Annotated in this window: 14 protein-coding genes; 10 read left to right on the forward strand and 4 right to left on the reverse strand. The window is 66.8% G+C overall.

All coding sequences use genetic code 11. The features are described 5' to 3' along the window. Positions 1 to 62 precede the first annotated feature (62 nt). From AC27VN_RS14285 to AC27VN_RS14295, 3 genes are all read right to left on the reverse strand, one after another. Positions 63 to 533, reverse strand: a complete 471-nt coding sequence (locus tag AC27VN_RS14285; protein ID WP_093342217.1) for a DUF192 domain-containing protein — start codon at positions 531 to 533, stop codon at positions 63 to 65. Positions 534 to 637: 104 nt separating this feature from the next. After that, positions 638 to 832 (reverse strand): hypothetical protein, encoded by a 195-nt coding sequence (locus AC27VN_RS14290; protein ID WP_490876946.1) that lies wholly within the window; start codon positions 830 to 832, stop codon positions 638 to 640. A gap of 167 nt (positions 833 to 999) precedes the next feature. After that, positions 1,000 to 1,323, reverse strand: coding sequence for a cell envelope biogenesis protein TolA (locus AC27VN_RS14295; RefSeq protein WP_490876947.1), 324 nt, complete (start codon positions 1,321 to 1,323; stop codon positions 1,000 to 1,002). A 223-nt stretch (positions 1,324 to 1,546) separates the two neighbouring features. Between AC27VN_RS14295 and icd the strand changes: the two genes are divergently transcribed. The 9 genes from icd to AC27VN_RS14340 all read left to right on the forward strand — a co-directional run bounded on the left by icd (position 1,547) and on the right by AC27VN_RS14340 (position 15,267). Further along, the gene (gene icd, locus AC27VN_RS14300) at positions 1,547 to 2,806 is read left to right on the forward strand and encodes an NADP-dependent isocitrate dehydrogenase (RefSeq protein ID WP_093342214.1); all 1,260 of its coding nucleotides are present in this window, start codon (positions 1,547 to 1,549) and stop codon (positions 2,804 to 2,806) included. A 344-nt stretch (positions 2,807 to 3,150) separates the two neighbouring features. Continuing rightward, positions 3,151 to 5,856, forward strand: coding sequence for a type VI secretion system ATPase TssH (gene tssH / locus AC27VN_RS14305; protein ID WP_490876948.1), 2,706 nt, complete (start codon positions 3,151 to 3,153; stop codon positions 5,854 to 5,856). A gap of 742 nt (positions 5,857 to 6,598) precedes the next feature. Further along, complete coding sequence (clpS, locus tag AC27VN_RS14310) at positions 6,599 to 6,958, forward strand: ATP-dependent Clp protease adapter ClpS (protein WP_093342210.1); 360 nt, start codon at positions 6,599 to 6,601, stop codon at positions 6,956 to 6,958. Between the two features lie 68 nt (positions 6,959 to 7,026). Next, on the forward strand, positions 7,027 to 9,348 hold the full coding sequence (gene clpA, locus AC27VN_RS14315) for an ATP-dependent Clp protease ATP-binding subunit ClpA (protein WP_093342208.1): 2,322 nt from the start codon (positions 7,027 to 7,029) through the stop codon (positions 9,346 to 9,348). 180 nt (positions 9,349 to 9,528) lie between these two features. Beyond that, positions 9,529 to 10,974: a cardiolipin synthase gene (gene cls / locus AC27VN_RS14320; RefSeq protein WP_490876949.1), complete on the forward strand. Its 1,446-nt coding sequence runs from the start codon at positions 9,529 to 9,531 to the stop codon at positions 10,972 to 10,974. Between the two features lie 46 nt (positions 10,975 to 11,020). Further along, positions 11,021 to 12,463, forward strand: coding sequence for an exodeoxyribonuclease I (gene sbcB / locus AC27VN_RS14325; protein WP_490876950.1), 1,443 nt, complete (start codon positions 11,021 to 11,023; stop codon positions 12,461 to 12,463). Between the two features lie 64 nt (positions 12,464 to 12,527). Beyond that, entirely contained in the window at positions 12,528 to 12,935 is a 408-nt protein-coding gene (locus AC27VN_RS14330) for a DUF3574 domain-containing protein (protein ID WP_490876951.1), read from the forward strand. Continuing rightward, on the forward strand, positions 12,922 to 13,482 hold the full coding sequence (locus AC27VN_RS14335; RefSeq protein ID WP_490876952.1) for a GNAT family N-acetyltransferase: 561 nt from the start codon (positions 12,922 to 12,924) through the stop codon (positions 13,480 to 13,482). The genes AC27VN_RS14330 and AC27VN_RS14335 overlap by 14 nt, the downstream gene beginning before the upstream one ends. A gap of 96 nt (positions 13,483 to 13,578) precedes the next feature. Then, entirely contained in the window at positions 13,579 to 15,267 is a 1,689-nt protein-coding gene (locus tag AC27VN_RS14340) for a cyclic peptide export ABC transporter (RefSeq protein ID WP_490876953.1), read from the forward strand. A 4-nt stretch (positions 15,268 to 15,271) separates the two neighbouring features. Here the strand turns inward: AC27VN_RS14340 and AC27VN_RS14345 are convergent, their stop codons facing one another. Next, positions 15,272 to 15,682: a GFA family protein gene (locus tag AC27VN_RS14345; RefSeq protein WP_093342201.1), complete on the reverse strand. Its 411-nt coding sequence runs from the start codon at positions 15,680 to 15,682 to the stop codon at positions 15,272 to 15,274. A gap of 114 nt (positions 15,683 to 15,796) precedes the next feature. On the opposite strand from AC27VN_RS14345, the gene AC27VN_RS14350 reads away from it, so the two are divergent. After that, the coding region (locus tag AC27VN_RS14350) for a Sir2 family NAD-dependent protein deacetylase (protein ID WP_490876954.1) at positions 15,797 to 16,005 on the forward strand (209 nt) is incomplete at its 3' end.

Raw genomic sequence — 16,005 nt, forward strand, 5'->3', positions numbered from 1 at the left:
GACGCGGGGCTTTTTGTTGGGCCAACCGATATAGCTTGGCGGTGCGCGGCCGGCGAGGGGGCTCAGCGCTTGCCCGCGGCGAACAGCTCGCCTGTGATCTTCGCGCCCTTCTTGATGTTCTTCTTCTTGAACCAGCCCTGGTTCATTTCGAGCACGTACTTCACCGGCTCCTCGGAGCAATGCGAGTCGTCGGTCTGCGGCTTCATGTCGGCCAGGTTGACGATGCGGCCGTCCTCGGCCACGAAGGCTGCGGTCAACGGCAGCAGCGTGTTGCGCATCCAGAAGCACTGGGTGGCGGGCTGCTCGAACACGAAGATCATGCCTTCGGCCTGCGGCATTTCCTTGCGGAACATCAGGCCGACCTGGCGCTCGACCGGCGCCTGGGCGATCTGCGCATCGATGGTGTACAGGCCGATCGACAGCTTGGTGCGGGCGAGGTTGGTTTGGGGTTCCTGCTGGGCGTGGGCCGGAGCGAGCAGGGCGGCGGAAGCGGCGACGGAGAAGGCCAACAGGGCGGCAAAACGCTGGAGCATCGGGGTTCTTTCAGACTCTTCCATACAAAGAAGGCCGTGCCCGGCCCCATGAAAAAAGCCCGCGGAAGCGGGCCTGGCGGGCATGGCCTGTGAAGGCGGCTAGCTTACGCCTTCTTGGTGGCGACGTGGGCCTTGGCCACCTTGCGAGCCTTGTGCTTCTTGGCGGCGGCGTGCTTCTTGGTCGGCGCCTTGGCCTTGGTGGCGGCAGCGGCGGGAGCTGCTGCGGCGGGTTCGGGTTGTTGGGCAAAGGCACCGAATGCGACAAGACCGGCGACCAGGGCAGCGAACAGCTTCTTCATGACAAATCCTTTGAGATTGTTAGATATGGACCACCTCCCTGTGGAGGTGCATGTTCAACGGAAAGCATTCGTTGCGGTTGACAGTGCGGGCCCCGGAAGAATGAGCAAAAAATGAGCGCGAAAAAAAAGCGCCCCGATGGAGCGCTTTCTTTCAAGAGGACGAATCCTTAGTTGGGCGTGCCGCCTTGGGTCGACTTGCGCTTCACGCTGCCGTCCTTGTTGCGACGACGTTGGTCGCGGCTTTCAGCGCGCTTCTCGCCGGAGGTAGCAGCCTTGTCGGTGCCGATGGCGCCGCCTTCGGGCGTCTTGGCGATGTCGCCAGCGGGAGCGGCCACCTTGCCAGCGGGACGTGCGTCCTTACGGGCTTCAGCGCGTTGCTGCGCCTTGCTGTTGCTGGCGTTCCCTTGCTCGGGGGTGGTGCCAGCCGGGTTTTGGGCATAGGCGCCGGCTGCGAACAGGCCAGCGATCATGACTGCGAGAAGTTTGCTCATTGATGGATTCCTCTATCGAGAATTGGTTGGAAACGCCTCCCGGCGAGCAGAAGGTCAGGCACTAACGAGGCCGGCGGCCCGCAGGTTGACAAACGCCCACTGATGGGTTGCGTCTAAAATGTACAGCGATTTGTTCGCGGGCTGTACAGCGAATCCCCCTCGCTGTCTGAATTCGCAGACAGTCGTCACCGAATTACTTCCACTCCGGAGTCTTCCTCCCCTCATGTCCAGCTACCAGCACATCAAAGTCCCGACCGAAGGCCAGAAGATCACGGTCAACGCCGACAACTCGCTCAATGTGCCCGACCAGCCGATCATTCCCTTCATCGAAGGCGACGGCACTGGACTGGACATCACGCCCGTGATGCTGAAGGTGGTGGATGCGGCGGTGGCCAAGGCCTACGGCGGCAAGAAGAAGATCCACTGGATGGAAGTCTATGCCGGCGAAAAGTCGACCAAGGTCTACGGTCCCGATGTCTGGCTCCCCGAAGAAACGCTGCACGCCGTCCGTGACTACGTCGTTTCGATCAAAGGCCCGCTGACCACCCCCGTCGGCGGCGGCATCCGTTCGCTGAACGTCGCGCTGCGCCAGGAACTCGACCTCTACGTCTGCCTGCGCCCCATCCAGTACTTCGAAGGCGTGCCCAGCCCGGTGCGCGAGCCGCACAAGACCAACATGGTCATCTTCCGCGAGAACTCGGAAGACATCTACGCCGGCATCGAGTTCGAAGCCGAGAGCGACAAGGCCAAGAAGCTCATCAAGTTCCTGCAAGAGGAAATGGGCGTCAAGAAGATCCGTTTCCCCGACACCTCGGGCATCGGCGTCAAGCCGGTGTCGAGAGAAGGCACCGAGCGCCTGGTGCGCAAGGCGCTGCAGTACGCGATCGACAACGACAAGTCGAGCGTCACGCTGGTGCACAAGGGCAACATCATGAAGTTCACCGAAGGTGGCTTCCGTGACTGGGGCTACGCCCTGGCCCAGAAGGAATTCGGTGCCGAACTCATCGACGGCGGTCCGTGGATGAAGTTCAAGAGCCCGAAGAGCGGCAAGGACATCACCGTCAAGGACAGCATCGCCGACGCTTTCCTGCAGCAGATCCTGCTGCGTCCCGCCGAGTACAGCGTCATTGCCACGCTCAACCTCAACGGCGACTACGTGTCCGACGCGCTCGCCGCGCAGGTCGGTGGCATCGGCATCGCCCCGGGAGCGAATCTGAGCGACACCGTCGCCATGTTCGAAGCCACCCACGGCACCGCGCCCAAGTACGCCGGCAAGGACTATGTGAACCCCGGTTCCGAGATCCTCTCGGCGGAAATGATGCTGCGCCACATGGGCTGGAAGGAAGCCGCCGACCTGATCATCAGCGCGATGGAAAAGTCGATCGCCAGCAAGAAGGTCACCTACGACTTCGCCCGCCTGATGGACGGCGCCACGCAAGTGAGCTGCTCGGGCTTCGGCCAGGTGATGATCGACAACATGTGATCCCGCGCTCGGCGCTCTCGAACGCCGAAGCGACAGTCACAAGCCCCCGACGTTCTCGCGAGCCTCGGGGGCTTTTTCTTTGCCGCGCGGGTCTCTTTTGACGGTCCGGAAAGACTCGTTGGGGGCAAAGATCACGGACGAGGTGATGCCTACGCGCATTTAACTATTGCTGAAAACTGGGGACGAAAAAACACGCTACTGCCTCGACAGAATCGTGCGCATAGAGGATCAGGGGAGTGCACGATGAGGGACAGGAAGAAGTCGCGATCGATGCCGCCATGCGCGCAAGCCGCGCATCGCTTCGCGCAGGCATGCATGCAGCGTGAGCGAGGGGATGGCCAGCCATGATCTTGTCTCGGCGAGCACTGTTCCTGAAGCTCGACCCCACGCTGTTTCGCGCGATCGAATCGGCGACGGCGTTCGCGAAGCTGCGCGGCAATCCGCATGTCGAACTCGTGCACTGGCTGCACCAGCTCCGTCAGGCCGGAGATGGCGACCTGCATCGCCTGTGCCATCACCATCGCATCAGCCTGCCACTGCTCGACAAGGGTTTTGCCGCGGCCTTGTCGTGCCTGCCCGCCGGCACTTCGTCGTTGAGCGACTTCTCGCACCACATCGAAGCCGCGATCGAGCGCGCCTGGCTCTTGTCCAGTCTCGAGTTCGGCAGCCGTTGCATCCGCGGAGTGCAACTGATGAGCGCGTTGCTGCAGACCCCGGAGCTTCGGCGTGTGCTGTTCGAGATATCGCCCGCATTTCGCGCCCTGGCGATCGAACGGCGACCCGATGAGCTGCTCGCGCTCGTGAAGGGGTCACCCGAAGAATCGGAAGGGCCTCACGATGGCTCGGGCACCGTGTCGGTGTTTCCCTGCGAAGCTGGTCTCGCGATGGCACCAGCCACCTCGGCTGGGTCCGCGCTGGCCGTCTACTGCACCGATCTCACCGAGCATGCACGCGCGGAGCGGATCGACCCCGTCATCGGCCGTGGCCGGGAGATCGGCGCCATGGTCGACATCCTGTTGCGTCGGCGCCAGAACAACCCTTTGCTCACCGGCGAGGCCGGCGTGGGCAAGACCGCGGTCGTCGAGGGGCTCGCGTTGGCGATCGCCAGGGCCGAGGTCCCGCCGAAGTTGCGCCATGCGCGCCTGCTGAGCCTCGACGTCGGCGCCCTATTGTCCGGTACCGGCGCGCATGGAGAGTTCGAGCACAGGCTCGAGGCACTGCTGCGGGAAGCGACGCAGTCGACGCAGCCGGTGATCCTGTTCATCGAAGAGTTGCATGCGTTGGTCGGCGCAGGTGACCGGGACGGTGCGGGAGATAGCGCCAATCTCCTGAGGGCGGTTCTTGCACGCGGTGCGTTGCGCGTCATCGGCGCCACCACTCGGCGTGAATGCAAGCGGCACGTCGCACAGGATCCTGCGCTCGCGCGCCGCTTCCAGGTGCTGCAAATCATGGAGCCGCAGGCGGCGGACGCCATCGACATGGTGCGGGGATTCGCCACCACCTTCGCGGTGCACCATGGCGTGACCGTGCTCGACGAGGCGGTGCGCGCCGCCGTCGTGCTGTCGCATCGCTACCTGCCTGCGCGGCAGTTGCCAGACAAGGCCATCAGCCTGCTCGACACGGCCTGTGCGCGCGTGGCCATGTCGCTGCATGTGCCGCCACCGGCCGTGACGGGCCTGCGGCAGCGGATCGCGGCGCTCGCCGTCGAGGTCGGGCTGCTGCGCGACGAAACCAGGATGGCCCGGGGGTGCGAGACCCGGTTGGCACGGCTGATCGCGGTGCGCGATTCGCTCGAGCAGATCCGCGATGAGCTCAGGGCGCAGAAGAACAAGTGGCGGGGGGAGAAGGCGCTGGTCCGGCAGATCCAGGCGCTGAGGGTAGAAGAAAGAACGGAGGGTGAGGGTGAGCCGGACCATCTTCCGCACCTCGATTCATCGGTGCTCGAGCAGGAGCTTCAAGGCCTTCAGCAAGACACGCCGCAAGTCTTCCTTCAGGTCGACGAAGCGGTGGTTGCGAAGATCGTCGCCGAGTGGACCGGCATTCCCACCGGGCGGCTGCTCACCGACGAGGCCCTGGCCGTGCTTCAGCTGCGGCAGGTGCTCGAACAGCGCGTGCTCGGCCAAGCGGGCGCGCTCGACATCATCGCGCGGCGCATCCAGACGGCGCACGCGCGATTCACGGATCCGTGCAAGCCCGCCGGCATGTTCCTGCTGGCCGGGCCTCCCGGTGTCGGCAAGACCGAAACGGCGCTGGCCTTGGCCGAGGCAATGCACGGCGGCGAGCAGAGCCTCATCACCCTGAACATGAGCGAGTTCCAGGAGCCTCACAGCGTGGCGATGCTCCGGGGCGCGCCTTCGGGCAGCGTCGGATACGGGGAGGTCGGCGTGCTCACGGAGGCCGTTCGCCGCCGGCCCTATGGCGTCGTGCTGCTGGCCGAGATCGAGAAGGCTCATCCCGATGTGCACGAGGTCTTCTGCCAGGTGTTCGACCGGGGATGGCTGGAGGACGGCGAAGGACAACGCGTCGACTTTCGCCACACCACGATCCTGCTCACCAGCAGCGTCGGCTCGGCCTTCATCGAGCATGCCTGCAGGAATCCGGCAGCGATGCCCTCGGCCGACGCCTTGTGTTCAGGCCTGGCAGTGCCGCTGCGCCGCGTCTTTTCCGCTGGCTTTCTCGACCGCGTGACGGTGGTGCCATACCTGCCGCTGTCGACGCCGATCATGGCCGGCATCGCCGCGCTGCATCTGCAGCGCATCGCGGACCGGATGGGTGAGCAGCACGGCATCGATCTGAGCTACGCGGACGATCTTGTCGCTCATGTCATCGGGCGATGCCGGGTCCACGACACCGGCGCGCGGCAACTCGTCGCGTTCATGGAGCAGCAGTTGTTGCCGGTGCTGTCGGGACATTGGCTCGACGCACTGCGGGACAAGCGCGAGATCGTCCGCATGCACGTGAGCCTCCGAAGCCATGGCGCCGAGATGCTTGCGGACGGATCGCCACGCGGTGCCGGGAAACGCATCGCCTGCCACATCGAGTACGCCTGAGGTGCTTTCACCTGGGTTCATCCCTCGGCTTGAATTTCAACCGGGCATGACATACATCTGCGGGCGTATTGCTACGGATTCCCGTTGAAAACGGCTGCCTGAACCCAGGCGGCTGTCGGGTGGCGACCCGAGGCGGCGCCGAATCGGTTGGCGAGCGCTGCGCCGACGCACCCGAGCCGCGTCATTTGAAACAGTTTGGCAAGCCATTTGCGCCTCCGACGGGGCGGCGTGCAGGGGGCATTCCGCGGGCGCACCTTGCCTGTGCCGGCCGTGCTGCCTGCCGAAATTGTTGCAAGTGCACCCCCGGGGCTTGTGAACGCTCTGGCTGCCGATGGGTGAGACGGCGGGCTGTCGGCGTGATGTTTACGGACAGGACGCGAGGGGGCGAGGGCCCCGATGCAGGCGGTGGAGAAGCCATTTGGCCCGATAGGCGCGGCGAAAAAGGCGGAAGCGCTCCCGGGCTGTGGGGCCCATTCCGGCCCAGAACCCTGGCTGCAAGACCTCGGCGCCAAGGAAATTACCGATCTCCCAACGGAACCGCCGCCCGCCGAACACGCCCAAGGGCCCAAATTGCCAGTCCCCCGAAAGCCTGTTCCGCGGAATATCCGCGCTGGATATCGTCAAAATCCGTTGAACGGATTTTTGACGGCGTATGAGACGCAAGCCTCTTGATTTGTCGAATTCTCGCCACCAGCTTTTCCCGAGCCGGCACGGCGCTTGCACGCTCTATAGAATCTTTTTCATGGCAACGAGAATTCCTTCGACCCCTCCCACGCCACCGGTGCGCAAACCGGCGCGAGACGACGGAGATTCGGTCGTCCTCGAGCGGCGTCCGCAGAAAACGGCGCCTCCCCAGATGTACCAGGTGGTCATGCTCAACGACGACTACACGCCCATGGAGTTCGTGGTCGTCGTCTTGCAGGAGTACTTCAGCAAGGACCGCGAAAGCGCCACCCAGATCATGCTCAAGATCCACCTCGATGGCCGCGGCGTCTGTGGGGTCTATTCCCGCGACATGGCGGCCACCAAGGTCAACCAGGTGATGGAGGCGGCCAAGCAGGCAGGGCATCCTTTGCAATGTGTCAGCGAACCCGTGGAATGAACCTGTTGATTTAGGCAAGCTCCAACCCATCTGAGAACTTATTTACAGCAAGGCAAAAAGGAAATCACATGATTGCCCAGGAACTGGAAGTCAGCTTGCACATGGCCTTCGTCGAGGCCCGGCAACAGCGCCACGAGTTCATCACCGTGGAGCATTTGCTGCTCGCTTTGCTGGACAACCCGAGCGCCGCGGAAGTTCTGCGCGCCTGCTCGGCCAACGTCGACGACCTGCGGGCGTCGCTCACCAACTTCATCAAGGACAACACGCCCCAGGTGGCGGGTACCGACGATGTGGACACCCAGCCCACGCTGGGCTTCCAGCGCGTGATCCAGCGCGCCATCATGCACGTGCAGTCCACCGGCAACGGCAAGAAGGAAGTCACCGGCGCCAACGTGCTGGTCGCGATCTTCGGCGAGAAGGACTCGCACGCGGTCTACTACCTGCACCAGCAGGGCGTGACCCGCCTCGACGTGGTGAACTTCATCGCCCACGGCATCAAGAAGAGCGATCCGCCGGAAGCCGTCAAGGGCAACAGCGAAGCCTCTTCGAACGAGAGCGAAGAAGGCGGCGGCGAGAAGAACGAGAAGGCCTCGCCGCTCGAACAGTTCACGCAGAACCTCAACCAGATGGCCAAGGACGGCAAGATCGATCCGCTGATCGGCCGCGAGTATGAGGTCGAGCGCGTGATCCAGATCCTGTGCCGCCGGCGCAAGAACAACCCGCTGCTGGTCGGCGAGGCCGGCGTGGGCAAGACGGCGATCGCCGAGGGCCTGGCATGGCGCATCACGCAGGGCGACGTGCCCGAGATCCTGGCCGAGTCGAACGTGTTCTCGCTCGACATGGGCGCGCTGCTCGCGGGCACCAAGTACCGCGGCGATTTCGAACAACGCCTCAAGGGCGTGCTCAAGTCGCTCAAGGACAAGCCGAACGCGATCCTGTTCATCGACGAGATCCACACCCTGATCGGTGCCGGCGCGGCCTCGGGCGGCACGCTCGACGCGTCGAACCTGCTGAAGCCGGCGCTCTCGAGCGGCCAGCTCAAGTGCATCGGCGCGACCACCTTCACCGAATACCGCGGCATCTTCGAGAAGGACGCGGCCCTGTCGCGTCGTTTCCAGAAGGTCGACGTGGTCGAGCCCTCGGTGCAGGAAACCGTCGACATCCTCAAGGGCCTGAAGTCGCGCTTCGAAGAACACCATGGCGTGAAGTACGCGGTGGCCGCACTGCAGGCCGCGGCCGAACTGAGCGCCAAGTACATCAATGACCGTCACCTGCCCGACAAGGCGATCGACGTCATCGACGAAGCGGGCGCGGCCCAGCGCATCCTGCCGGCGAGCAAGCGCAAGAAGACCATCAGCAAGACCGAGGTCGAGGAAATCGTCGCGAAGATCGCGCGCATTCCCCCGGCCAACGTCAGCAACGACGACCGCGGCAAGCTGCAGACGATCGAGCGCGACCTCAAGAGCGTGGTGTTCGGCCAGGACAAGGCACTCGAGGTGCTGGCTTCGGCCGTCAAGATGGCGCGTTCGGGCCTGGGCAAGGGCGACAAGCCGATCGGCTCGTTCCTGTTCTCGGGTCCCACGGGCGTCGGCAAGACCGAAGCGGCCAAGCAGCTCGCCTACATCATGGGCATCGAGCTGATCCGCTTCGACATGTCGGAGTACATGGAGCGTCACGCGGTGAGCCGCCTGATCGGCGCGCCTCCGGGCTACGTCGGTTTCGACCAGGGCGGTCTGCTGACCGAGGCTGTCACGAAGAAGCCGCACTCGGTGCTGCTGCTCGACGAAATCGAGAAGGCGCACCCGGACATCTTCAACGTGCTGCTGCAGGTCATGGACCATGGCACGCTGACCGACAACAACGGGCGCAAGGCCGACTTCCGCAACGTCATCATCATCATGACGACGAACGCGGGTGCCGAGACCATGAACAAGGCGACCATCGGCTTCACCAACCCGCGGCAGGCCGGCGACGAAATGGGCGACATCAAGCGCCTGTTCTCGCCCGAATTCCGCAACCGGCTTGATGCCATCGTCAACTTCAAGGCGCTCGACGAGCAGATCATCCTGCGCGTGGTCGACAAGTTCCTGCTGCAGCTCGAAACGCAGCTGGCCGAGAAGAAGGTCGAGGTCACGTTCACCGACAAGCTGCGCAAGCACCTGGCGAAGAAGGGCTTCGATCCGCTGATGGGCGCACGGCCGATGCAGCGCCTGATCCAGGACACGATCCGTCGTGCACTGGCCGACGAACTGCTGTTCGGCCGCCTGACCGAAGGCGGGCGCCTGGAAGTCGATCTCGACGAGAAGGACGAGGTGCTGCTCGACATCCAGCCGCTGCCGAAGAAGGAAGGCAAGTCGAAGCCCGAGGCCGAGGAAGCCGCGACCGGCTGATCCCCGCCGATCGACGGGACATTCGTCCTCAAAAGGCCGGTAGCATCGCGCTGCCGGCCTTTTTTCTTTTCCTCGGGCGGGCGCTTCAGGGATGGAAAGTGGCGTGCGGCTAGGCCGATCGCGCCTTTTCCCGATGCCTGCGGCGTCCTCGGGCCGGCCCCGACGTCCGATCGCTTCGCCTTGATCCTCCCCGAACTCAGTCCCGAATGGAAAACCGGCCTCTCCCTGGCATGGAGCGGCTACATCGCCGTGCTGTCGGTCTGGATAGTGATGCAGAAGCGCGCGCCGGTGTCGACGATGAGCTGGATCCTGTCGCTGGCGCTGCTGCCGTTCGCGGGATTCGTCATCTACTACTTCCTCGGGCCGCAGCGCCTGCGCAAGCAGCGGCTCAAGCGCCTGCGCACCCGTGCGAACGCCAATGCGCAGGCCGACCTGGCGCGGTTGCGCGACGCGGCCGAGCATGCGCCACCGGCGCTGCAGCAGATGGCGCGGCTGGGCACCGCGACCTGCGGCATCCCGGTGTCGAGCGCCACCGGCGTCGAGCTGCTCTCGGGCGGGGCGCGCACTTTCGACGCGATCTTCGAGGCGGTGCGCGCGGCACGCGACCACGTGCATCTCGAGTACTACATCTTCGAGCCCGACACCATCGGCACCGCGCTGCGCGACCTGCTGGTGGCGTGCGCGGGCGAGGGCGTGAAGGTGCGGCTGCTGATCGATGCGCTGGGCTCCCAGCGCATCGGCCGCAAGTTCATGGCGCCGATGCTGGCCGCGGGCGTGCAGGTGGCGCTGTTCCACGACACCAAGATCGGCCGTCGCCTGCGCCCGGTGACCAACTACCGCACCCACCGCAAGATCGTGGTGTGCGACGGCCGCGTGGGCTTCACCGGCGGCGTCAACATCACGGACGAGGAAGACAAGCGCACCCGTCCCGACGCCTACCACGACGTGCACCTGCGCGTGGAAGGCAGTGCCGTGCGCTGGCTGCAGACCACCTTCATGGAGGACTGGACCTATGCCACCGGCGAGGACCTGCACAGCTTCGGCGACGGGCTCGACGCCATGCTGCCCAAGGTGGAGGCCGGCGAGATCCCGGTGCAGATCGTCACCAGCGGACCCGACAACACGCTCGAAGCCATCCACCGCATGCACGTCGAGGCGATCCACAACGCCAACCACCGCGCCTGGCTCACCACGCCGTACTTCGTGCCCGGCGAGCCCGCGCTGATGGCGCTCACCAGCGCCGCGCTGCGCGGCGTCGACGTGCGGCTGCTGGTGCCGCGGCGCAGCGACTCTGCCATCGTGAGCGCCGCCGCGCGCTCCTACTTCGACGAACTGATCGCCGCCGGCGTGAAGGTGTGGGAGTACAAGGCGCGCATGCTGCACTCCAAGACGCTGGTGGTCGACGACGACTGCGCGATGATCGGCACCGCGAATTTCGACAACCGCAGCTTCCGGCTCAACTTCGAGGTCTGCGCGGTGGTTTATGGTCCGGCCCTGGCCCGGCCGCTGGCGGCGCAGTTCGAGACCGACCTGCACAGCTCGGCCGCGGTGCGCGCGCACCGTCCGCAGCCTTTCTGGCAACGGCTCGGCGACTCGATCGCGCGGCTGTCGTCGCCGCTGCTCTGAGGCCGGGCGCCGCACCCGGTATCCGCTTTTGCTTTCCCACAACGACATGACCGCTCAAACCTTCCTCTGGCACGACTACGAAACCTTCGGCGCCGTGCCTCGCCGCGACCGGCCCTCGCAGTTCGCCGCCATCCGCACCGACGCGGCGCTCAACGAGATCGGCGAGCCGCTGATGATCTATTGCAAGCCCGCGCCCGACTACCTGCCGAGTCCCGAGGCCACGCTGATCACCGGCATCACGCCGCAGCTGTGCCTCGAACGCGGCCTGCCCGAGCACGAGTTCGCGGCGCAGATCGAGCGCGCCTTCTCGCAGCCCGGCACCATCGGCGTGGGCTACAACACCATCCGCTTCGACGACGAGGTCACCCGCTTCCTGTTCTGGCGCAACCTCATCGATCCCTATGCGCGCGAGTGGCAGAACGAATGCGGCCGCTGGGACCTGCTCGACGTGGTACGCCTGACCTATGCGCTACGGCCCGACGGCATCCAGTGGCCGAAGAAGGAGGACGGCAGCGCGAGCTTCAAGCTCGAGGACCTCGCCAAGGCCAACGGCCTGCTGCACGAGTCGGCGCACGATGCGTTGTCGGACGTGCGCGCCACCATCGCGCTGGCGCGGCTGATCCGCAACGCGCAGCCCAAGCTGTTCGATTTCGCCTTCGCGCTGCACCGCAAGGACCGCGTGGCCAGCGAGCTCGGCCTGCCGGCGGTGCGCGAAACCGCGAAGCCCTTCCTGCACGTCTCGGGCATGTTCCCGGCCGAGCGCGGCTGCCTGGCCGTGATGTGGCCGCTGGCCAGCCATCCCACCAACAAGAACGAGCTGCTGGCCTGGGACCTCGCGCACGACCCGAGCGAGCTGCGCGACCTCGATGCCGACACCGTGCGGCTGCGCATGTTCACGCGCGCCGCCGAACTGCCCGAGGGCGTGGTGAGGCTGCCGATCAAGGGCGTGCACCTCAACAAGTCGCCGATGGTGGTGGGCAACCTGCGCACGCTGGCGGCGCCCATGGCCGAGCGCTGGGGCATCGACCTCGACACGGCCATGCGCCATGCCGCGATCGCGCGCGACCTGCCCGACATGAGTGCGATCTGGGCCAAGGTCTACGAACGGCCGAAGGAGGCCACACCCGATGTCGACGAGGACCTCTACGGCGGCTTCGTCGGCAATGGCGACCGGCGCCGGCTCAACCAGCTGCGCACGCTCTCGCCGGCCGAACTCGCGAAGGACCGTACCGGTTTCGACGACGGGCGGCTCGAGGAGATCGTGTTCCGCTACCGCGCGCGCAACTGGCCCGAGACGCTGAGCGAGGAAGAGACGCAGCGCTGGGAAGAGCACCGCGCGGCACGGCTGTTCGAGGGCGAGGGCGGCGCCCGCACCGTCGAGGGCCTGTTCGCCGAGATCGATGCGTTGTCCGAGACGGTGGACGAGCAGGGTGAGGAACTGCTGGGCGCGCTCTACGACTACGCCGACGCGATCGCGCCGTCGCGCTGAACCTGCGGGGTCGTTCATGCCGATGCCATCGACGCGACGATTCCCACGCGGGCTCGCAGCCGCGATGCTGGCGCTGTCGCTGTCGGGATGCGGCTCGTTCGCCACCTCGCCGACCGCAGCGCCAGGCGCAGCGGCCTGCGCCCCAGGCCTCTCGCCCTTCGAGCGCGACACCCTCTATTTCGGCCGCGCCATTCCCACCGGCGGCCAGGTGTCCGAGGCCGAGTGGCTGCGCTTCCTCGACCGCACCGTGACCCCGGCCTTCCCGCAGGGCCTCAGCGTGATCGACGCCGTGGGGCAGTGGCGCGGCGAGGCGGGCGCGGTGGTGCGCGAGCCCTCGAAGATCGTGGTGCTGCTGCATCCGCGCGACGACAAGGCCGACGCGGCCATCGCCCAGGTCATCGCGGCCTACCGCCAGGCTTTCGCGCAGGAGGCCGTGCTGCAGGAAAGACAGGCCGTCTGTGTCCGGTTCTGAACAGAAGACTGCAACGGATGTCGTCCGGCGGCTGGTGCCGGCCGACGCGGTGGCCTATCGCGCGCGCATGCTCGATGCCTACGAGCGGCATCGCAGCGCCTTCACCTCGACGGCGGCCGAGCGCGGCGCCTTGCCGCTGCGCTGGTGGGAAGAGCGGCTGGCGCCGGGCGACGACACGGCCGACGTGGTCTATGGTGCCTTCGACGCCGGCGGGCTGGTCGGCGCGGCCGGCCTGAGCTTCGAGCGGCGCGAACGCGCGCGGCACAAGGCGACGCTGTTCGGCATGTCGGTGGCCGAATCGGCCCGGCAGGCGGGCTTCGGCCGCCGGCTGGTGCTGGCGTTGCTGGACCACGCCCGCCAGCGACCGGGCCTGCGCCTGGTGCAGCTCACCGTGACCGAAGGCAACGATGCCGCCCAGCGGCTCTACGAACGCTGCGGCTTTCAGTCTTTCGGCGTCGAGCCGCTGGCGATCGCGCTCGACGGCCAACTGCTGGGCAAAGTGCACATGTGGTGCGACTTGCTGCAGCCCGGCCACTCGCAAGGCTGAGCCCGGGGCGGGGCGGCTTCGCCCGGCTGCTACGATCCGCGGCCTTCTCGCTGCCGGACCGCGCCATGCGGCCTTCGTTTCGTCGAACCAGCCCGAATGCCCCAAGCCCAAGCCTCCACCACCGATCTCTTCCTGGGCCCGAACGGCCTGCTGCGCCGCCATGCGCTCGGCCTCGGCGTGGCGACACTCGCGGGCGTCGGCGGCAGCGTCGCGACGGTCGCGCTGCTCGCGCTCATCAACCGCATGCTGCATGCCGAGGGCGGACTGGCCTCGGGCCTGGCGCTGGCCTTCGTGGGCCTCGCACTGCTCACGCTGGCCGGACGCGTGCTTTCCGACGCGCTCACCAACCGCATCGGGCAGGACATCCTGCGCAGCCTGCGGACCCGGCTCGCGCAGCGGATCCTCGCGGCGCCCATCGACGAGCTCGAGCGCTTCCGCACCCACCGGCTGACGCCCGTGCTGACGCACGACATCGGCATGGTGAGCGGCCTGTGCCTGGGCCTGCCGATGACGGTGGTCTCCGCGACCATCGTGCTCGGCTGCCTGGGCTGGCTGGTCTGGCTCTCGTGGCAGCTCGCGGCGCTGCTGGCCGTGGTGATGGCGGGCGGCATCGCGATCCACCGGTTGGCGCTCGAACGTGCCATCGCCGGCTTCGACGCGGCGCGCGAGGGCGAGGACGCGTTGCACAAGGCCTGGCGCCGGCTCGGCGACGCGGCCAAGGAACTGCGCCTGAGCCGCGGCCGTCGCGCGCAGGTCTATCAGGGCGAGATCCTGCGCAGCGTCGACGACATCCGCCAGGCCAGCGTGAAGGCCGGCGATGCCTTCTCGTTCGCGCACGAGGCCGGCTCGGCGCTGTACTTCCTGTTCATCGCCGTGGTCTTCGGCGCGGCCCGGTTCTGGAACCTGTCGGCCGAGGCGCTCAGCGGATTCGTGCTGGCGCTGCTCTACCTCAAGGGGCCGATGGACCAGGTCCTGGGCTTCCTGCCGTTCTTCGCTCGGGCGCGCGTGGCGCTGGGCCGGGTCGCCGAACTGACCGAGCGCTTCGAGAGCCCGGAACCCGGGCTGGCCGATGCGGTCGTCGGCACGGGGGCGCGCCCGGCCTTCGCCGAGGCCATCGCGCTCAGCGGCGTTTGCTACGCCTTCGCGCCCGCGGAAGCCGAGGACGGCGCGCAAGCCGCGCAGGTCGCCGCGCCGTTCGTCTTCGGCCCGATCGACCTGCGCATCGCGCGCGGCGAGATCCTCTTCATTGCGGGCGACAACGGCTCGGGCAAGACCACCTTCCTCAAGCTGCTGACCGGCCTCTACCTGCCGCAGTCCGGCACGCTGACGGTCGATGGCGAGGCGGTGACCGACGCCAGCCGCGACACCTACCGCCAGCTGTTCTCGCCGGTGCTCTCGGACTTCCACCTGTTCGAGGCGCTGACCGACGAGCCCGGCCTCACGCACGCGCAGCGCGACGACCTCGCGCGCGCCGGCCTGGCGCGGCTCGCGCTCGAGGGCAAGGTGGCGGTCAACGACGGCGCCTTCAGCACCATCGATCTCTCGACCGGCCAGCGCAAGCGGCTCGCGCTGGTGCATGCCTGGGTCGAGGCGCGGCCCGTGATGGTGTTCGACGAATGGGCGGCCGACCAGGATCCGAGCTTTCGCCACCAGTTCTACACCGAGCTGTTGCCGGAGCTGCGCGCCAAGGGCCACACGCTGGTCGTCATCTCGCACGACGACCGCTACTTCGGCGTGGCCGACCGCGTCGTGCACTTCCGCGACGGGCGCATCGCCGCCGCCTGAGGCTTCAGGTGGCCTGGCCCTCGACCGCGGGCAGCGCGCTGAGGTCCTGCGACCAGTCGAGCGCCGAGCGGCACCATTGCCGGCGCCGCGGCGGCAGCAGCGCGCGTTGCGCCAGCGGGCCGATGCGCAGCGAGTAGGCCGGCGGCGTGTCGCTGTCCGCGCTCGATGCGATCGGCGTGCCGCAGTGCTCGCAGAAGCTCTGGCGCCGCCGCGTGCCGCTTTCGGCCGTTTTCACGTAGACCTTCGGCGTGCCCGCGAGCAGCCGGAAGCTGGCGGCCGGCACGGTGGCCGACACGCGGTAGGCGGTGCCCGAGAGCACCTGGCAGTCGGTGCAGTTGCACAGCGCGACCTTCTCGGGGTCGACCTCGGCTTCGTAGCGGATGCGGCCGCAATGGCAGGCGCCCTGGACTTTCATGCGAGCTCCTCGTGGGGGATGCCGGCATCGTAGGAAGGACGGCGCGCGGCCGCAACGGCGGCCCCGATTTCCCCCGTGCGCACGGCCCTGGCCCGGCCCACGTATGCTCCCCGCATGGACGCCACCGCCGCCGCGCTCGCCGATTTCGCCACGCGCCACCGCAAGCTGTTCGTGCTGACCGGCGCGGGCTGCAGCACCGAATCGGGCATCCCCGACTACCGCGATGCACGCGGCGAATGGAAGCGGCCGTCGCCCGTGACCTACCAGGCCTTCATGGGCGAGGAGGCGACCCGACGCCGCTACTGGGCGCGCAGCCTGATCGG

It is taken from the genome of Variovorax sp. 20P10.2.4 (assembly GCF_058244205.1).